This is a genomic window from Bacteroides difficilis (genome assembly GCF_048319815.1).
Lineage (GTDB): Bacteria > Bacteroidota > Bacteroidia > Bacteroidales > Bacteroidaceae > Bacteroides > Bacteroides zhangwenhongii.
Genome location: NZ_CP182814.1, coordinates 1,660,893 through 1,681,309 on the forward strand (window position 1 = coordinate 1,660,893; position 20,417 = coordinate 1,681,309).

At 40.4% G+C, this 20,417-nt stretch carries 10 protein-coding genes; 8 read left to right on the forward strand and 2 right to left on the reverse strand.

What is annotated here, in order from left to right; genetic code table 11:
* Nucleotides 1-5: 5 nt before the first annotated feature.
* Nucleotides 6-1,823: an arginine--tRNA ligase gene (gene argS, locus ACNOGP_RS06115; protein ID WP_143866163.1), complete on the forward strand. Its 1,818-nt coding sequence runs from the start codon at nucleotides 6-8 to the stop codon at nucleotides 1,821-1,823.
* Between the two features lie 73 nt (nucleotides 1,824-1,896).
* Here the strand turns inward: argS and topA are convergent, their stop codons facing one another.
* Both topA and ACNOGP_RS06125 read right to left on the reverse strand, forming a co-directional pair.
* Entirely contained in the window at nucleotides 1,897-4,245 is a 2,349-nt protein-coding gene (gene topA / locus ACNOGP_RS06120; RefSeq protein ID WP_418214331.1) for a type I DNA topoisomerase, read from the reverse strand.
* 135 nt (nucleotides 4,246-4,380) lie between these two features.
* The gene (locus ACNOGP_RS06125; protein ID WP_418214332.1) at nucleotides 4,381-8,460 is read right to left on the reverse strand and encodes a two-component regulator propeller domain-containing protein; all 4,080 of its coding nucleotides are present in this window, start codon (nucleotides 8,458-8,460) and stop codon (nucleotides 4,381-4,383) included.
* A 406-nt stretch (nucleotides 8,461-8,866) separates the two neighbouring features.
* Between ACNOGP_RS06125 and ACNOGP_RS06130 the strand changes: the two genes are divergently transcribed.
* The 7 genes from ACNOGP_RS06130 to ACNOGP_RS06160 all read left to right on the forward strand — a co-directional run bounded on the left by ACNOGP_RS06130 (nucleotide 8,867) and on the right by ACNOGP_RS06160 (nucleotide 20,410).
* Nucleotides 8,867-9,469: a DNA-binding protein gene (locus ACNOGP_RS06130; protein WP_195532017.1), complete on the forward strand. Its 603-nt coding sequence runs from the start codon at nucleotides 8,867-8,869 to the stop codon at nucleotides 9,467-9,469.
* Between the two features lie 61 nt (nucleotides 9,470-9,530).
* Nucleotides 9,531-10,484: an Rpn family recombination-promoting nuclease/putative transposase gene (locus tag ACNOGP_RS06135; protein WP_186965965.1), complete on the forward strand. Its 954-nt coding sequence runs from the start codon at nucleotides 9,531-9,533 to the stop codon at nucleotides 10,482-10,484.
* Between the two features lie 314 nt (nucleotides 10,485-10,798).
* Entirely contained in the window at nucleotides 10,799-13,939 is a 3,141-nt protein-coding gene (locus tag ACNOGP_RS06140; RefSeq protein WP_272720665.1) for a SusC/RagA family TonB-linked outer membrane protein, read from the forward strand.
* A gap of 20 nt (nucleotides 13,940-13,959) precedes the next feature.
* Complete coding sequence (locus ACNOGP_RS06145; protein WP_022276228.1) at nucleotides 13,960-15,816, forward strand: RagB/SusD family nutrient uptake outer membrane protein; 1,857 nt, start codon at nucleotides 13,960-13,962, stop codon at nucleotides 15,814-15,816.
* 14 nt (nucleotides 15,817-15,830) lie between these two features.
* Complete coding sequence (locus ACNOGP_RS06150; protein WP_418214333.1) at nucleotides 15,831-17,567, forward strand: BT_3987 domain-containing protein; 1,737 nt, start codon at nucleotides 15,831-15,833, stop codon at nucleotides 17,565-17,567.
* Between the two features lie 32 nt (nucleotides 17,568-17,599).
* On the forward strand, nucleotides 17,600-19,231 hold the full coding sequence (locus ACNOGP_RS06155) for a BACON domain-containing protein (protein WP_418214334.1): 1,632 nt from the start codon (nucleotides 17,600-17,602) through the stop codon (nucleotides 19,229-19,231).
* Between the two features lie 15 nt (nucleotides 19,232-19,246).
* Nucleotides 19,247-20,410: a hypothetical protein gene (locus ACNOGP_RS06160; protein WP_186925889.1), complete on the forward strand. Its 1,164-nt coding sequence runs from the start codon at nucleotides 19,247-19,249 to the stop codon at nucleotides 20,408-20,410.
* The last annotated feature ends 7 nt before the right edge of the window (nucleotides 20,411-20,417 follow it).

Here is a 20,417-nt window from a genome sequence, read left to right on the forward strand (position 1 = left end):
TAAATATGAAGATAGAAGATAAACTTGTAGCGTCCGTCATCAACGGACTCAAAGCACTCTACGGTCAGGAAGTCCCTGAAAAGATGGTGCAGTTGCAAAAAACGAAGAAAGAATTTGAAGGACATCTGACTCTGGTCGTGTTCCCTTTCCTGAAAATGTCAAGAAAAGGACCGGAGCAGACAGCTCAGGAAATCGGTGAGTATCTGAAAGCCAACGAACCGGCTGTAGCTGCTTTTAATGTGATAAAAGGGTTCTTGAACCTGACTATTGCGTCAGCTACATGGATTGAGTTGCTCAATGAGATTCAAGCCGATGAACAGTACGGGTTGGTGCAGGCTACCGAGACTTCTCCATTGGTGATGATTGAGTATTCTTCTCCGAATACGAACAAACCGCTTCACTTGGGACATGTGCGCAATAACCTTTTAGGTAACGCATTGGCTAACATTGTGGCTGCGAACGGCAATAAGGTGGTTAAAACAAATATTGTAAACGACCGTGGTATCCATATCTGTAAATCCATGTTGGCATGGAAGAAATACGGAAACGGTGAAACACCTGAGACTTCGGGCAAGAAGGGCGATCATCTGGTGGGTGACTACTATGTATCTTTCGATAAGCATTATAAAGCCGAAGTGAAGGAACTGATGGCTCAATTTACAGCTCAGGGGATGAACGATGAAGAAGCGAAGGCGAAAGCCGAAGCGGAATCTCCGTTGATGCAGGAAGCCCGTGAGATGTTGGTGAAGTGGGAAGCCGGTGACCCGGAAGTACGCGGATTGTGGGAGATGATGAACAATTGGGTATATGCAGGATTTGATGAGACTTACAAGATGATGGGTGTCGGCTTCGACAAGATATATTATGAATCCAATACTTACCTCGAAGGAAAAGAGAAGGTGATGGAAGGGCTCGAGAAGGGTTTCTTCTTCAAGAAAGAAGATGGTTCAGTATGGGCGGACCTGACTGCCGAAGGATTGGATCACAAACTGCTGCTTCGTGGTGACGGAACTTCTGTCTACATGACACAGGATATTGGTACGGCCAAACTTCGTTTCGCTGATTATCCGATTGACAAGATGATTTACGTTGTGGGTAATGAGCAGAATTATCACTTCCAGGTACTTTCTATCTTGCTCGATAAATTGGGTTTTGAGTGGGGAAAGAGTCTGGTGCATTTCTCTTACGGAATGGTGGAATTGCCGGAAGGTAAGATGAAATCCCGTGAGGGTACAGTAGTGGATGCCGACGATTTGATGGAAGAGATGATCGCTACCGCTAAAGAAACTTCACAGGAACTTGGCAAGTTGGATGGCTTGACACAGGAAGAAGCGGATGATATCGCCCGTATTGTGGGGCTGGGTGCTTTGAAATACTTTATTCTCAAGGTTGATGCCCGTAAGAATATGACATTCAATCCGAAAGAATCCATTGATTTCAATGGTAATACAGGACCGTTCATACAATATACCTACGCGCGTATCCAATCGGTTCTGCGGAAAGCGGCCGAATCCGGCATTGTTGTTCCCGAACAAATCCCGGCAGGAATCGAATTGAGTGAAAAGGAAGAAGGACTGATTCAGATGGTAGCTGATTTTGCAGCCGTTGTGAAGCAGGCCGGTGAAGATTACAGCCCGTCTATTATTGCCAACTATACATACGATTTGGTGAAAGAATATAATCAGTTCTATCATGACTTCAGCATTTTACGTGAAGAAAATGAAGCGGTGAAAGTATTCCGTATCGCTCTTTCTGCCAATGTGGCTAAAGTCGTTCGTTTAGGAATGGGACTGCTGGGTATTGAAGTTCCTGCCAGAATGTAATATTCTCTTGAACAATATGTTATAAACGGAAAAAGGTGTTGCTCTGATAATCATTGCAACACCTTTTTTCCGTTTATTTTTTCTTTGGAGCCGTTTTCCTTTTCTTGGTTGTACCAGGCTCTTTTTCGTTCTGTGCCTTGATTAGTTCCAAGCAACTTTTCAATGTCAAATCCTGTGGAACAATATCTTTGGGAATCTTATAGTTGGAACCTTTGTAAGTGATATAAGGTCCGTAACGTCCGTTCAGAATTTCAAGTTCCGGTTCTTCTTCAAACTTCTTGAGGTGACGTTCCATCTCCTTCTGGCGTTTTTCCAGAATTAGTTGCTCCGCTTCTTCCAAAGTGATGGTCATCGGATCGGCAGCTTTCGGCAGAGATACATATACCTTGTTATGTAAAACATAAGGACCGAAACGCCCCACACCCACACTTACTGCTTTTCCTTCGTATTCGCCTAATGTACGGGGTAATTTGAACAATTCCAGTGCCTCTTCCAATGTAATGGTTTCCATAGACTGCCCTTTCTTCATTTGTGCAAAGCGAGGCTTTTCTTCATCATCTGCCGTGCCGATCTGTGCGACAGGACCGAAACGTCCAATCTTAACTGAAACAGGTTTGCCACTTACCGGATCTTCGCCCAATATGCGTTCTCCTACCTTATGTTCAGTCTTGATAGCCAAAGTATTTTCTACAGACGGATGAAACTTATCATAAAAAGTTTTCATGATGGAAGTCCATTGCGCTTCTCCTTCTGCAATTTCGTCAAATTCCTTTTCTACACTGGCTGTGAAGTTGTAATCCAGAATGTTCGGGAAATATTCAGTGAGGAAATCATTGACTACGATACCTGTGTCCGTAGGAAATAATTTCGCTTTTTCCGCACCGGTTATTTCAGTATGATTTTCGTCTTTAATCTGATTTTCTCTCAGGGTTAATACGTTGAACAGGCGTTCTTCCCCATCTTTGTTTCCTTTCTCCACATATTCGCGTTGTTGGATAGTAGAAATTGTCGGAGCGTACGTAGACGGACGTCCGATACCCAATTCTTCCAGTTTGCGCACAAGACTTGCTTCCGTGTAGCGTGGCGGGCGTTGAGTGAACCGTTCGGTTGCGATGATAGGGCCGTATTCCAGTCGCTGACCTTTTTTCAAAGGAGGTAATAAGCGGCTTTCATCTTCCTGTTCATTGTCATCATCGTAGGACTCACGGTATACATGCAGGAATCCGTCGAACTTGATCACTTCGCCGGTAGCTGTGAATACATCTTTGTTACCGCTTATGCTGATTGTAGCAGTTGTCTTTTCCAGCTCCGCATCTGCCATCTGAGAAGCGATGGTACGTTTCCATATCAAGTCGTACAATTTCTTTTCCTGTGCTGACCCTTCGATGGATTGGTTTTCCATATAGGTAGGGCGGATAGCCTCATGAGCTTCCTGTGCACCTTTGGTCTTTGTCTCGAAGTGACGGGGATGTACGTAGTTTTCTCCCATCATTTTAATGATAGCCTCTTTGCTTCCTATTGTTGCAAAATCCGAAAGGTTGACAGAGTCTGTACGCATATAAGTGATAAATCCCGATTCGTACAGGCGTTGTGCAAGCATCATGGTCTGCGCAACGGTGTATCCCAATTTACGTGCAGCTTCCTGTTGCAATGTAGAAGTGGTGAACGGTGCAGGAGGTGTTTTCTTTACCGGACGGGTAGTGATATCTTCGATTGTAAAAGTGGCTCCCTGACAAGCTTCGAGGAAAGCTTTTGCTTCTTCTTTCGTCTTGATGCGACGTGTCAGTTCCGCTTTCATCTCCACCGACTTGCCATCTGTGTCCGGAACGAGGAATATGGCGGTGACGCGATAAGCGGCTTCTGTCTTGAAGGCATGTATTTCACGTTCACGCTCTACAATCAGACGAACAGCAACCGACTGAACACGTCCGGCAGAGAGGGCCGGTTTTACTTTTCTCCAGAGTACAGGTGAAAGTTCGAAACCTACGATACGGTCCAGAATCCGTCGTGCCTGTTGTGCATTTACGAGGTTGAGATCAATATCGCGTGGTTGTTCGATTGCTTTTAAGATTGCGCTCTTTGTAATTTCATGAAATACGATTCGTTTGGTGTTTTCAGGTTTTAGTTTTAAGACTTCGTACAGATGCCAGGCAATAGCCTCCCCCTCGCGGTCCTCATCGGATGCGAGCCATACGGTTTCTGCGCTTTTTGCTTCTGCTTTCAGTGTACTAACCAGAGCCTTTTTGTCTGCCGGAATTTCGTAGTCGGGTTTGAAGTCCTTCTTTACGTCAATGCTGAATTCTTTTTTCTTCAGATCGCGTATATGTCCATAACTTGAAAGGACCTTGAAATCTTTCCCAAGAAACTTCTCGATCGTTTTTGCTTTTGCCGGAGACTCGACAATGACAAGGTTTTTCTGCATAATTCTTTCTTTTAGAATGGCTTGTACCATAATATTTGGGGACAAAAGTAAAAAAAAAGATTCTCCTTACCTTATATTATAAGGAGAATTTAATAAAATCTTAAGATTTAGCTTAGAGGGAGGATGCTTGCCGACTTATTTTGTTGCGGATGAGGGGGCTTCTTTTATTTTTTTGAGAAACTCTGTCGGTAACATTCCAAATTGCTTTTGAAAACATTTGGCAAAGTAGGAAGAAGAGCTGAACCCGACGAGGAATCCTATTTCGGTAACCCGATATTCTCCCTCCACCATCATTTTGCAGGCTTTCTTTAATCGAGTGACCTTGATGAAATCATTGGGAGTCATGCCAATAATACCTTTGATTTTGGTAAATACAGAGGTACGGCTCATTCCCAGTTCCTGTGCCAGTGTATTTACCGAAAATTCGGAGTCCTCAATATTATTCTGGATGATTTCGGTACATTTATTCATAAATTCTTCATCCAGTTTATTGTGGACAGCGGAGTGCAGATCGGACAACGGAGTAGAGGCATACGTCTTCTGCTGACTTTCCCTTTTCTTGAGTAAGTTCAGCAATTGTGCTTTCAGGTGGAAAGGTGAGAATGGTTTCTCTATATATGCATCCGCACCGGCTTCCAGTCCTTTGATTTTACTTTCCGTATCCGTTTTGGCTGTCAGCAGAATGACAGGAACGTGGGAAATATTGATGTTGCTTTTAATTTTCCCACAGAGTTCGAACCCGTCCATTTCCTCCATCATCACATCACTGATGATGAGGTCAATGTTATTTTTTTCAAGGATTTGCAACGCTTCCTCTCCACTCGAAGCCGATATGACAAAATATTCCTCAGACAGAATTCTGGAAAGGAAATCCAGAATCTCCGGGTTGTCGTCCACAACCATAATGGCATATTGTTTTTTCAACGGTTCACCGGGAAGAGTGCTTTCCAGTTCATTTTCTTCTATATTTTCTGGGCTGCTTTCAGGAATAATTGTGTCTTCTACCCGTTTTGTTACTTGTGGCGTCGCAGTGATGGCTGCTTGCTTAGGGAAATAGACAGAAATAGAAACACCGTTTTCACCGTCTTCCCTATCGCTGACTTCGATCTTTCCATTCATCAATTGGACGAGTGAGCGTGTCATGTGAAGCCCGATACCAATGCCCAGTTTATTTATTTCACTGTTGTTCTTAACCTGATAGAATGCGTCGAATATTTTAGTCTTTTCTTGATCGGTGATTCCTATACCGTCATCGGTTACGGTGACTACTATCTCGGAATCCTTTTCTATAGTCGTAATACGAATCGTGCTTTTGGCATATTTCAAGGCATTGCTTAGTAGATTGCTGATAATCTTGGTAAAAGCTTCTTCATCTATGACGATGCTCAGTTCTTCCGGGATAGAGGAAGTGTCAATCGTCACCTTCTTTTGTCTGGCAGATAATTCAAAGATGCAGCTTACTTTGCAGATTATTTCTTTAATCCGGTAACAGTCGTACGATAGTTTATAAGATCCCGTATCTACTTTGCGGAAATCCAGCAATTGGGTGACAAGCGCATACAAGCGTTTGTAATTCTGTTCAATAATACTTAGGTATTCCCCATACACATTGTTGATACTTGAAGTTTTCATTAGGTATTCCAATGGGCCGATAATAAGGCTCAAAGGAGTTCGAATTTCATGGGCAATGTTAGTGAAGAAATCTATTTTGGAGTTATAGAGCTCTTTTTCTTTTTCATCGTTCAGCCTCTTGATACGTTCTTTCTGACGTTTCTCCGTGCGTTTTACGTAATACCATACGGTTAACATAATCGCAATCAACAGGACGAGGGCATAGATCAGATAAGCCAGTTGCGACCGGAAGAATGGAGGCAGCACCTTGATTTTTAGCTGTACTTCATTATTGCTCCATAGTTTATCGCTGTTCGTTCCCTTGATCCTTAATACATATTCACCGACGGGTAAGTTTGCATAGGAAAGATGGTTATTACTTCCTTTAGTGAACTGCCATTCGCTATCCAGACCTTCCAGCATATATTGATAATCATTCTCTTTGGGAGCAATGTAACTTAGTGCGGCAAAATCGAATCCGATCATGGACTGGTTATATTTCAACACAATCTCATCTGTATATCCTATGGATTGGCGAATGGGTGAATGGGATGTATCGGCCTGTATCTCTTTTCCGAAAATGGTCATATTGGTGAGGACGACAGGTGGATTGTATGTGTTTTCTCTTAAGTCTTGCGGGAAGAAATAACAGAAACCGTCTGTCGAACCCAAAAATAGTCTACCGTCAGAAGATTCAAAGCCTGAACATGGTGTGAATTGTTCATTGTATAGTCCGTTTGATTTCGAATAGGTTTTCAGATATTCTGTATCCGGATTATATACAGCAAGTCCCTTATTGGTACTAATCCATAGTAAGTCTCCTTTAGGGATAATGGAAGTGATGATTTTATTCGGCAACTTTAGGTAGTCGTATCTGGTAAAATCATCTGTTTCATCATTATATCTACAAAGGCCTTGCCCATACGTTCCCACCCATAGACGTTTCTTGTTGTCGATGGCTAGTGTGGTGATTACATTCTTTGTTAGTGAATTCGGATGGTCTGAACGTTGATAAGATGTTATCTTTTGGGTTCTGACATTGTATGAATATAATCCACTGATGCTTGTTCCTATCCATATTCTTCCGAAATAATCTTCAATGATATCCGATATTTTGCCTGTAAAAGAACCAATTCTGATGAAATTGTTTTTTTCGGGGTTATAGTAACAGAATCCTGCAGAAGTGCCCACGTAAATACATCCATTACTGGCTTTATATAGAGTGAATACCCGTGAGGAGGGGATAGATGTTGAATCTTCCGGATTATTGAGAAAACTTTCCACTTTTCCTGTTTTTAAATTAATCACCTCCAAACCTCTTCCATAAGTGGCGGCATATAGTTTATCTCCGTCTACCAGCAGATCGTGTATACAATAGTAAGTTGTGCCTATACTAGCTGCATCCCGGAAAGGGGTAATTTCTTGAGTTTTGGCATCAAATCGGAAAATGCCATTGTCATCCGTACCTATCCAGTATTTATCATCTTTGTCTTCTTTGATAACATTGATTACTTTTCCTGATTGTGGCGTGGACGATGATGAACAGCTATAATATTTGAAATTATTTTGAAATGCCGAATAGAATTTGATTCCATCGAAATAGGAGCCCAGCCAAAGGCTTTCTTCCTTATCTATATAGATGGTATATATAAACTTATTGGCTCCGGTTCTTATTTTCAGATTCGGATTGTCGGATTGTATAATTTTTCCTTTGTCTGCTTTAAAAATTCCCATACCGTTATCGGATGAAATGAACAACTCGCCAGGTCTGTATTCTTTAATATCGTGGATATGATATAATAGGTTGTTTGGACTTCTGTCCCGGTAGTTGGTGAAAGTTTTAGCCACAGGATCGAACAGGTCGAGCCCGTTCTGAAAAGTTCCTATCCATAAATTGCCGTGTGAGTCTTCAAACACTTTCTGAATGGAATTATCTGATAAACTATTAGGGTGACTGCTCTTTTTGTAAGTGACGAACGTGTTACTTTGTTTATTGAAACAACATAAACCTTCTGAATAAGTACCTATCCAAATGTTTTGTTTGCTGTCCTGCTGTAATGTCATGATGATGTTTTGCGAAATGCTGTTCGTTTCTCCGGGAATATTCCGATAGACTCTGAGTCTGATTTCATCATGGGGAGAAAAACGGTAAAGTCCTTCTCCGCTTGTTGCAATCCATACTTCTCCGTCGCTGTCCTCTATCATATCGGTGACGTATGTTTGTATCATCTCTCCGGTTTCAGTTTTGGCATGGAAAGGTTGGAAAGTGTCTGTCTTCGAGTCGTAAATGACGATTCCGGTATCCAATCCTATCCACATTCTGCCCCTGCGGTCGATAAATATTTTTTTGACACTGTTACTGGTTGTTGCGTTGATATACTCTGATAGATAGTAGTTCTTGAATGAGATGCCATCGAACCTGCTCAAGCCGTCATCGGTTCCGAACCACATGAATCCGCATGAATCTTGCAAAATGCTGTATACTCTGTTGGCGGCTAATCCATCATCCATTGTATAAGAGGTGGAGAAAATACGCTGTGCATTCACCACGAATGAATGTAAGCACAGGATTTGTATGGCTATCAAAAGAAATACTTTTTGCATGGGGATTCGTTTTATCTGTATTGGTTTTCATTAGTATAGGACAATATTAGGAAGAATAAGTTGCATAAACAAATGATAGGCAATCTTTTTGGCGGTGGAACAAAACTTTTGAAAACGAACAAAAAAATCGTTCAAATCTTGGATAATTACTGGTGAATATGTTTATGCTCTTTGGAATAATTTATCGAATGAAATTAAATCTCGGTTAGTATAGATTAGTATCTGTATATTCTATGTACATTTGTCTCGTTAGTATGTTTGTTTTCGTTTGACTTAAGTTAAACGAAAGAATGACTTAAGTTGAACTATCGCTTGAGTTAAGTCAAACGAAAATAGAAATGTACTTTAGAAAATAAATCTATGGGAGGGAAGATGTTTATCTCTCCTAATAAAGAACTAATCAATAATGAGTGTAAATTATGATCTTTATGAAACTCCCGACCTTGCTAAAAGCGGAGAAGAACAGCCTTTGCATGCACGTGTAGTGTTGAAGGGAAGTTATACAGCCGAAGAATTTGTAGAACAAGTGACTACGCTTCAGCATATGCCCCATGCGCAGGTGGTGGGTATCATAGAGGCTATATCGAAAGAATTGAGGCATTTGCTTTTAAAAGGATTCTCTGTTGAATTAGGGGATATCGGTTATTTTAGCCTTTCGTTGAGTGTTGACAGGAAGGTGAAGGAGGCAAAAGAATTGCGTTCGCCGTCTATATCTCTGAAAGATATTAATTTTCGTGTGAATCGCCAATTTAAGAAGGATATTGAGAGTGGTCTTGAATTACAGCGTTATCATTCACCCTTTCGTGTGAAAAATCCGTTGCCAGAGGAAAAGTGCCTGCAACGGTTAGAAAGGTTTCTAAAAGAGCACCCATGCATTAATCGGCAGGATTATGCCCTGCTCGTTGGAAAAACGAAAACACAGGCATTGCAGGATATTAATGCTTTCATCGAACAAGGTGTTTTGAAGAAGTATGGAGTGGGGCGTTCGGTAGTATATATAAAGGTATAGTAAATCATTTTATTGGATATATATACTTGATATTAAACATTTTCTGCTTACCTTTGTTTGCATGAAAAAAGATAACGAGAAAGGAGACGAGTCTATGGCAAGTAATTATATTCGTTTCGATTGGGCTATGAAGCGCTTATTGCGTAATAAAGCCAATTTTGCAGTTCTTGAGGGCTTTTTGACAACACTTCTCAATGAGAAAATTGTTATTCAGAAGTTGTTGGAAAGCGAAAGCAATCAAGAGGACGAGTTTGACAAGTATAATCGGGTAGATATGCTTGCCGAAAACTCTAAGGGAGAGCTTATTCTGATCGAAGTTCAGAATAATAATGAGTATGCTTATTTTCAACGTATGCTGTTCGGAACTTCCAAGTTGGTGACCGAATACATTAATCGTGGAGAAGGCTATGATAAAGTACGTAAAATATATAGTATCAATATTGTCTATTTTTCACTAGGCAGCGGAAAGGATACGGTTTATCACGGAAAAACGGAGTTCAGGGGTATTCATCAGAATGATGTGCTGGAGTTGACTCCTTTTCAGAGACAAACGTTCAAGGTAGATGCTGTGAGCCAACTTTATCCGGAATATTACATATTGAAAGTGAATGATTTCAATCAGGTAGCCAAGAGTCCGTTGGAAGAATGGATATGTTATTTGAATACAGGTGATATCCCCGACAGTGCCACAGCACCGGGACTGGAGGAGGCTCGCGAGCGATTGAAACTTGACAAAATGACGAAAACCGAACTTGAAGCTTATTATCGGCATTTGGATAATATTGTAATATTGAGAGATAATATATTTACGGAGCGTGCAGAAGGTCGTGCAGAGGGCCGTGCGGAAGGTCGTGCGGAAGGTCGTGCGGAAGGACTTGAAGAAGGACTTGCGAAAGGACGTGAGGAAGAAAAGAAAGAAATGGCACGAAATATGAAGTCTTTGAATATACCCCTTGATACTATCTCACAGATAACGGGGCTGGAAATAGAAAAAATACGTGATTTGAAAATTTAGTTATCACTGATAGCTTTTCTTATAAATTTAGTGTGTCTTATCTGAATTATTCTGATTTTATATCAGGACGATTGAGATGAGACATTTTTTTTGTTAGGGGTAACGATAAAATCGTTCACATTAAGAACAAATAGAAATAAGACGGTGGTATGGCGGTAAGAAAAAAGTGTAGTTTTACGATATTCTTGTTCTTTTGTACGGGATTCGCCATGAAAAAAGATTCTCTCGCTTATCTTTGCGAATATGAATTTAGAAATTGGTTGCAACAATCTAAAACATCTCAAACTTAAATTAATAACATTAAATCATGTATTATGAATGAAATTGCACGTAAGTTAGATTTCTCATTACGACGCTTGGTTAGTGCTCTTATCATCATTTATTTTTTTGCGGCACCTTTTGCATCGACGTATGCGTCAGGTGCAGTGGCTGAAGTATTTCAGGAAGGGAAGAAGGCTGCTACTAGAAAATTAGCAGGTAAGATTATAGATAAGAATACGAAGGAGACTCTTATTGGTGCCAGTGTGTGGTTGAAAGATACTAGTATCGGAGGTACTACGGATATGGATGGTAATTTCAATATCAACGTTCCGGGGGGGAAGACCGTAACATTGGTAATCAGCTATTTGGGATATGCTAATATAGAAAAGGAGATCTCCCCCTCGGCAAATAATTTGCTTATTGAGATGAGTACCGATGATACAGTGCTTGAAGAAGTACAGGTAGTGGGTTACGGTACGCAACGTAAAGAAAGTGTGATTGGTTCTATCAGTACGTTGAGTGTTAGTAATCTGAAAGTTCCCAGTGCTTCTATATCTACCAATTTGGCTGGTCAGTTAGGAGGTGTTGTTTCTATTCAGCGTGATGGTTCTCCAGGTAGCTCGGCAGAATTTTGGATTCGTGGTATTTCTACTTTTGGTGCGAATAAGACACCTCTGATTCTTGTTGACGGTGTAGAGCGTTCGCTCGACCTGCTTGATCCGGAAGAAATTGAAAGTTTTTCTTTATTGAAAGATGCTACTGCTACTGCTCTTTATGGTGTACGCGGTGCAAACGGTGTTGTATTGATTAAAACAAAACGTGGTTCTGAAGGTAAGCCGAAAATCTCCATCAAAATGGAAGCGGGTATGGTAGCTCCTACCAAAATCCCTGAAATGGCGGATGCTGTGGATTTTGCCAATATGTATAATGAGGCTGTGCCGGGAACTTACAGCCAAAGTGATATTGAAAAATATAGAAATCATACAGACGGAGACTTGTATCCGAATGTAAACTGGCTGAAGTCTGTTTTCAAGAAACATACGTTCAATCAACGTGTCACTGCCAATGTGAGTGGTGGCGGTGAAATTGCACGTTACTTTATTTCTGCCGGCTATTATCATGAAGATGGTTTGTTTATGACCGGCAAAGGAGAGTCTTATAATGGTAATCCAGATTATCAACGCTATAATTTTCGATCGAATGTAGATATTAATTTACATCCTACTACGGTTCTTTCGTTGACCTTAGGAGGATTTCTTACCAAAAAGAGGGATGCTGCTAATTCTGATGATATTTGGAAATATGCATTCGCTCTTGAACCGAACGCGTTTCCCATTCAATATTCCAATGGATATTGGGGTGGAGAAAAAGGAGTAACGAATCCTTATTGGCAAGTCACTAGGGGAGGATATGTGGAAGATTGGCAAAGCACATTAAATTCAATGGTCAGTCTGGATCAGGATTTCTCTTTCATTACCGAAGGATTGAAGGCTAATATCAAGTTTGCATTTGATACACAGGCATGGCATGGTAACAAATATACGCAACAGGATGAAATATGGCATGCTATACGCCGTGATACAAATGGAGAACTTGTATTCAACTCAGAACCGGAAACTGCCAAAGGAGGTCCATGGTTTGATAATAAGTCCGGAGGAAATAATGCGACCTATTTAGAGGCTTCTATTACTTATAATCGCTTGTTTGGAAAACATCGTGTGGGAGGTTTGTTCCTGTATAACCAGCGGATTAAAAATGAAACGTACAGAAATAAAGATTATAAGGATAATATATCTTCTATCAAATCGTTGCCTTATAAGAATCAGGGTCTAGCTGGACGTTTGACTTATGATTATGATAGCCGCTATTTTATAGAAGGAAATTTCGGATACAATGGGTCGGAGAATTTCGCAGCTGGTCATCGGGTAGGTTTCTTTCCGGCGGTGGCTGTGGGATGGTATGTATCCAATGAAAAGTTCTTCTCGCCATTGACAGATGTCGTTTCAAAATTGAAATTGAAAGCATCTGTCGGACAAGTAGGTAATGATCAGATTGGTGGGGATGTTCGTTTTATCTATTTGGGGACAGTTGCTAGTACAGGTAGTTATGTTTATGGAAACTATACTAAGACGAGTGGTGAGCGTGTGAATGAAGTAGCAAATCCCAATGTTGGTTGGGAGGTTTCCACCAAGCAAAATTATGGATTTGAATTGGGATTATTTAATAAACTGGAAATTCAGGGAGATTGGTATCATGATGTGCGTGATCATATCTTTGTACGCAATAATAATATTCCTGCTTATGTCGGTATGACTACTGTACCAATGGTGAATATCGGGAAAATGAAGAGTTGGGGCTTTGACGGTTCATTAGAATACCATGATAAAATTGGTCAGGTGAATGTGACTGGACGTGGAACATTTACTTATGCGAACAATGAGATTCTTCGTAATGGCGATGCTCTGAATAAATATCCATGGATGAATTCTGTAGGGCAGAAAATCTATCAGAAATTCGGATGGGAGGCAGTCGGGTTGTTTGAATCACAAGAAGAGATTGACCGTAGCCCGATTCAGTTTAGCGAAGGTAATCATAGCCGTTTACGTCCGGGAGATATTAAATATCGCGATTTGAATGGCGATGGCGTTATTGATGATTACGACAAGATGCCTGTTGGTTTCTGTGATATTCCTGAAATCACTTATGGATTTGGGGGAGCTATAGAATGGAAAGGGTTTGATGTTTCTATATTCTTCCAGGGGACTGCACGTGTATCTATTTTTGAAGAGGGCTCTGCTGTGGTTCCTTTTTCTTCCGGTTACAAAAATAATAACGGATTTCTGAAAGGAGTGATGGAAGATCGCTGGACTGTGGATAATCCTAACCCCAATGCACGCTATCCGCGTACAATCCGTCCGAGTGATGCCTTGGATAATAATAATACCAAAAAATCATCATTTTGGGTACGTAATGCGGCTTACCTTCGCCTGAAGAATGCTGAAATAGGTTATACATTCCCAAAGAGATGGATGGAGAAGATGGCTATACAAAATTTACGTCTGTATGTATCAGGAGTAAATTTGTTGACTTGGGCACCGGATGTTCGTCTGTTCGACCCGGAACTAGGCTCCGGTGACGGAAGAAAGTATCCGCCGACACGTGTATTTAATGTAGGTTTAAATATTAATTTCTAATACTAAAAGACATGTTGATTATGAAATCCAAATATATGAAACGTATTATGTTTTTGGCTGCCGCAGCCTTGACTATATCATCTTGTGATTCGTTTTTGGATACGTCTCCCGAGGATTTGCGTTCTCCGGAACAGATTTATGAGACTTACTCGTCTACACAGAACGCAATGTTCGGAGTATATTCTTATATCCGCGATACATACCCGTTTAATATGCCGGATACTTATAGTACTAGTGATGTAGATGTGGCCTATACCAATGTACATACTTTTGATATGGGGGTATGGAGTGCTTCATCTGCACAATATGATAAATGGTATACTTTTTATAAAGCGATTCGCGAAGCTACATACTTTCTTCAGAATGTAGATAAATGCCCGGATCCACGGTTGACTTATGATACTCGTGAACAGTGGAAGGCGGAAATTCGTTGTGTGCGTGCTTATTACTATGCACAGTTGATGCGTATGTATGGACCGGTCATTCTATTGAAAGATGAACAGCCGGATTTCTCTGGTACGGATATGTTTCGTGAACGTAATACTTGGGATGAATGTGTGCAATGGATAACAGAAGAGTTTACGGATTTGATAGAAAATTCTCCCTTACCTTTAAAGTCAGAGGGCGAGACTTATGCTCGAATGAATAGGGGGATTGCTAAAGCTTATTTGGCACGTATTCTTTTACAATCTGCCAGTCCACAGTTCAATGGTAATTCTAAGTATGCCAATATTCGTAATGCGGATGGAACTCCGTTATTTCCGTTGACGTATGACAAGAATAAATGGGAGTTGGCCCGTCAGGCTGCTCTGAGTCTTATAAAGGATGGTAATTATGATTTGGTCAAAGTACTTTATGAAAGTGGTGCGAATATGGGTGAAATTGATCCCTATACTTCTTATAAATCCGTATTTACTACTTCGCAAAATAAAGAAATGATCTTCTCTTTCCTGGAAGATAATGGTACTATTGATAAACGTCTTGCGCCTAATAGTAATGGTGGTTGGGGAGGAGGTTACAATCCTACTCAAGAAATTGTGGATGCGTATGCTATGTTGGAAACCGGACGTTTCCCGATTACAGGGTATACGGATGATGACCGTACCACACCGATTATTGATCCGGATGCAGGATATCAAGAAGTCGGATACTCTCAGTTTACAAATCCATGTGAAGGCAAAGAGCGGAAAACCTATAATATGTTTGTAGGTCGTGAACCTCGTTTCTATGTGTCGATAGTCTATGGCGGTATGTCTTGGTTTATTCCGAAAAAAGCAAGTGAAAAAATCTATCTGGAGATGTATAAAAATGGGAATAATGGTCCGGATGCTTCTCACAATCACTTTACAACAGGATATAATATGGTGAAACTGGCCATGCCGGAATATGAAGCAAGTCCTACGAAGAACGTAAAACGTGAATTACCTTATATCCGTTATGCTGAGATTCTGCTGAATTATGTAGAGGCTACTATTGAATTGGGTGAACTGAAAGATCCGAATTTATTGACTTATTGGAATGCGGTTCGCAATCGTGCCGGACTGAAGAATATTGAGGAAGCATATCCTGAAGCTATGAATGATCAGGATAAATTGAGGGATTTGATTCATCGTGAACGTCGTGTGGAATTTGCTTTCGAGGGTATCAACTTCTACGACAGCCGTCGTTGGCTGACAGCAGAAGAAACGGAAAAAGGGGATATTCATGGTATGAATATTCAGGCTAAGGGTACTCCCGGCAAGGAAGAATATCCGGAAGATTTCTTCCAACGTACGGTAATAGAAAAGAGAGTGTTTACACCGAGTTTCTATCTGTTCCCTATCCCGCAAAGTGCGATTAATAAAAACCAAGATTTAGTACAAAACTATAAATGGTAAAGAAGATGGTAACAATGAAGAAATATATAAATTTTTTATTTGCGGCTCTTTTATTGGGGACTTCTTGTACTGATACTAGAACTGATTACATGATGGGAGATACTGCATATTTCCCTAAGAGTGATTTGCAGAAAGAAACCCTTTACGTGATGAATGCCAATGATTATGTATACAACGTTTGGATTCATAAGGCGGGTTACTATCAGAATAGATTTGCCGGAAGGGTAGAGCTGGATTATAATTATCTGGTTCAGTATAATACAGAGAACGGCACTGATTACGAGATGTTGGATGAAAAGTATTACTCGTTCGAACGTGATTTCGTTATCGAAGCCGGAGCGGATGAGGCAGCTGTGCCATTGAGTCTGAAGATAGAACAGCTTCTTCAGGATAGAGGTTATGGTATTTATTATATTCCTTTGTCTGTCAATAGCCGTACGCCGGAAGAGGATGTTTATGTAGATAAATCTCACTTTATTCTGCTTTTGGATATCAGAAAGCCGGTACTGGTGATTGACGGTGCCGCAGGAGAACAAAGAGGAGAAGTCTTTATGGATTTATCTAAAGCGACAACAGAGCGTCAGATAGATATTACAGCTAAATTGGATATCAATACGACGGAAGAATTGGTTGTTACCTATGGTTATGATAAAGAAGAGGATAATCTGCTGACAGAAGATGAAAAATCTCGTTTGCTGACTGCCGGTTTTGAATATGCACAGAGCGTGAAGATTCCGGTTGGCGAGAAATATGCAGAGAATTATCTGACCCTGAAACCGTCGGAAATGCCGGACGGAAAATGGATACTTCCGGTACGTGTGGGAACTACGAATGATAAAGTTGGTTCTGACGCGGAAGAGAATTGGATAAAATTGACGGTTGTCAAAGGTTCACTGGATTCCAAGGTTGAATTGGAAGGAATTTATGTGCAAGGAAGTGATATTATTCTTTCTTCGGATAATACACCATCCCGCGAATCAATTGCTGATATAAGTCAGATCGGTGATTTATCTTATTCCGTAGCAGATAAATATGGTGATGAACCCGATTGGCTGCAGGTGAATGAAGCAAGCGGTAAACTTCAGATTACTGTGAGCAGTGCAAATACTTCGACGTGGAAGGAACGTGTTGCAACGATTACACTCGTGGACAATGAAACTTGGCTTGAAAAAGAGATTGTTGTGAGACAAGGAATGAAGGGATACGGCATTACTCTGAATAAATCTTTGTGGAGTGTGGTAGGCTATAGTGAACATGTCTCCGGAAAAGAATCTGTATTAGGCAGACTATTTGATAATTTCTGGCCGACAAGTAAGGCGGAGGTAGGTTCCGGAAGTACTTTGTCATACATCGAGATAAGTGATAAAGGGTCGGAAGAGAATCCGGTACAGATCGTATTTGATTTAGGTGAGAATCCTCATGAATATAATTCGATCGGATTGATACCGAGGCTCCAATGGGTAGGAAATTCACCTAAATACCTGAAGATCGAAGTTAGTGATGCTGTGTTGACACGCAGTGAAGACATTACGAATTGGATTCTTGTTGGCAGTGCTAAAAGGGATGCATTCACAAAGACGGAATTGGATGCTCATGATAGTGGTAACTGGGAGGATTGGTACACTGACAAACAGTTTGTAAAATGGTATGATTTGGGTGAAAATATGAGTCATCGGTATATACGATTGTCTATGTGGGATTCATGGTATAGCACCCACTGCTTGGATGAAATATTTGTTTCTAAAAGATAATGGAATATAGAAATAGTAAAAACAATATATTTATGAAAAATCTATTTTTACTACTATCGTGTCTGCTCTGTTTGCAGGCTTGTAATGATGAAAAAGAGGTGGACTGGACACCTGATGCGTTGACAGTATCATGCAATGAAACTTTGGAGGAAGCTGGAGACGGACACTGGAAAGTGACTTTGCCAACTGAGTATAAAGGGAGTGTGACCTTGGGGATTAAAACGGACAAGGCATGGAAAGTGGAAGTTTTATATATGACAAATGAAAAAGAAGAGTGGATTACTCCTTCAGTGCAGGGTGGAGTAGGTGCAGCATCATTGTCGCTTGTCATTGCTGATAATGTAACAGCAAAAGACCGCAAAGCATCTGTAGTGATTACTACCAGAGGAGAAATCCCGGTGAAAAAAATAGTAACAATTATTCAGGGAAATGTAGAAGAACTTCTGACTGTAGGAACTATTGATGAATCAGAATTTCCGGAAGAGGTATTTATTACTGAGAAAGCAGATGGGGCATTTTCTGTTACTTTGCCTAAAGACTTTACAGAAACGGGGGATAGAGAGCTGAAACTTTTGACCTATGAAGGTACGGCGTCGCCTGTGATAGATATCGATTTTCCAGATGAGGATAACCAAAGTTGGATAGAATTAAAGGAAGATGTTGTGGCACAGATAGATACCGATACTAAGGTTTTGTCTTTGCTGATCAAGGAGAATACTACTAATGTATACCGTGAAGCAATGATTAATTTTACGGCTACTGCTGGTGATATTACGGTGAGAAAGTCTGTTTCGGTTATTCAGTTTGGAATAGAGGAGATTATTTGGAATCCAGAATATTATCAACAGGAGAGAGAATTTATAGTATCTTCAGATGCGAATGAAAAAATTCTTGTTGCCACCTGTAAAAATATAAATCCCGCAGATATAGAAATGAGCGGTGAGAATGAGTGGCTGACCTTGAGTCAAGAAGATGGTAAGGTTTATGCAGAGGTTACCGCTAATATCAGTACCAATAAGGAACGTACAGCAAAGATTGGAGTGAAAAATGTGAAAACCGGCATGGAAGGAAAAATAGATTTCAGACAAGGAATGAAAGGGTATGGTATTATATTGAATAAGTCTACTTGGAATATACCTGCATATAGTACTAATATTAGTAGTCAGTACAGTGAAACAGAAATGAAAAAATATTTCCCGCGATTGTATGATAATGTTTGGTGGGATACAGGACTGAAAGAAAATGATATATACGTGGAATTCAATAAAGGAATTACTACTGACGGTGGAGCTGATGGTAAACCTTATGTACTTGTTTTTGACTTAGGTGAGAATCTGCGTGAATACAACAGTTTTGGTATTGTGCCAAGACTTCAATGGACTGCACCTGCTCCAAAAACTGTTCAAATAGAGGTTAGTGATGATCTTAATGAAGGATGGATAACAGTTGTTACCAAAAATGATGGTAATGGCTTTACTGAGGCTGAATTAAAAGGAGCAACAGGAAGTTATAATAACCATGGTGAAGGTATAATCCATTGGTTTGAGTTAGGGAAATTGCAAAAACGCTATATTCGTTTGACGATATATGAAACTTTTTGGAATAAAAAAGTTCTGTGTTTGGATGAAGTTTTTGTGTCCGATCGTTCAAATGTTGTTGAATAATAAATTTAGTAAGTTATGAAAAACTTAAGGAAGTATATATTAATCGCATGCAGCCTGTTCACACTGGCTGCGTGTGATCTCGAAATTGATATAACGAATCCGGGACTTATTACAGAAGAGAAACCGGATAGACCTCAGGCAGGAGAAACGATTACCTATCGTGCACAAGTATGGGTAGAGAAAAACGATATGGAAGAATTATATGGTGGAGAACGTTTGTTCCGACAGAATTTGGAAGCGTTGTTCCGCAATACGACTACTTTTTGGAATGAAAGTACGAACAAGTTTGATTATCGCTTTGAATGGGCTATGGGTGAAGGAGATGACAATTTGGTTATTTACGATATAAAAAGTGGTGTAAAAAGCCAGGCAGAATACAATGTGTATAAAGATAAGGCTTATGGTACTTTGAATACAGAGAAGTATGATTTTGTTCTCTTTCTGGCTTTACGTTGTACAAAAGGTGGACTCTCTTGTGGCGGTGGCGGAGCAAGTAAGCAGTCAGTTGTACAGGCCTATTTTGAGGAAGGGCATGATATTTTTGCAAAGAAATGGCCGGAAAAAGGTACATATAGTGATTTAGGTCATGAATATGGTCATGTTCGTGGCGCGCAGGATTTATATCAGTATATGATTCCGGCTGAAAACAATCCGGTCAGTCATGTTGCTTATGATTACCCTAAGTGTAATATGGGGACGGGTTATCAGGAATGGAGTGATTATTGTTCGGCGATATTTAACCATAATGCCCAATATAAACAAATTACTGCTGATATGACCCGAAGTACGTATCCTAAGCAGATGTTGGTCAGGGTAACAAAAGATGGTAAACCGGTACAACGTGCCACAGTCAATTTTTGGGGCTCACGTGCCACTTTTAGGGATATATATGCAGAACCGGGCAATTCTCCATATATGAAGAAAAAAACAGATGCAAACGGTGAATTTACCATTAATGATATATACCGGATGTTTATTCCGGATTATAATAATACTCCGAATCTTCCCCCTAAGAGTCCGGTTGATGAATTTCCTTTTTCACGCTGGTATTGTTTTGTAGTAGAAGTCGAGTTGGATGGTGGACAGACGAAATGTGTGTGGTTGTCGGATTTGGATATTGTTCCTGAATATCTGGATGGCGGGCAGCAAGAACCTTATGTGTTTGAAATACAGTTATAATAAGTTT

Excerpts from the sequence above, each read along its gene's own strand:
- argS (WP_143866163.1), top strand. The coding sequence starts at position 6 with ATGAAGATAGAAGATAAACTTGTAGCGTCCGTCATCAACGGACTCAAA.
- topA (WP_418214331.1), bottom strand. The coding sequence starts at position 4,245 with ATGCAGAAAAACCTTGTCATTGTCGAGTCTCCGGCAAAAGCAAAAACG.
- ACNOGP_RS06125 (WP_418214332.1), bottom strand. The coding sequence starts at position 8,460 with ATGCAAAAAGTATTTCTTTTGATAGCCATACAAATCCTGTGCTTACAT.
- ACNOGP_RS06130 (WP_195532017.1), top strand. The coding sequence starts at position 8,867 with ATGAGTGTAAATTATGATCTTTATGAAACTCCCGACCTTGCTAAAAGC.
- ACNOGP_RS06135 (WP_186965965.1), top strand. The coding sequence starts at position 9,531 with ATGAAAAAAGATAACGAGAAAGGAGACGAGTCTATGGCAAGTAATTAT.
- ACNOGP_RS06140 (WP_272720665.1), top strand. The coding sequence starts at position 10,799 with ATGAATGAAATTGCACGTAAGTTAGATTTCTCATTACGACGCTTGGTT.
- ACNOGP_RS06145 (WP_022276228.1), top strand. The coding sequence starts at position 13,960 with ATGAAATCCAAATATATGAAACGTATTATGTTTTTGGCTGCCGCAGCC.
- ACNOGP_RS06150 (WP_418214333.1), top strand. The coding sequence starts at position 15,831 with ATGAAGAAATATATAAATTTTTTATTTGCGGCTCTTTTATTGGGGACT.
- ACNOGP_RS06155 (WP_418214334.1), top strand. The coding sequence starts at position 17,600 with ATGAAAAATCTATTTTTACTACTATCGTGTCTGCTCTGTTTGCAGGCT.
- ACNOGP_RS06160 (WP_186925889.1), top strand. The coding sequence starts at position 19,247 with ATGAAAAACTTAAGGAAGTATATATTAATCGCATGCAGCCTGTTCACA.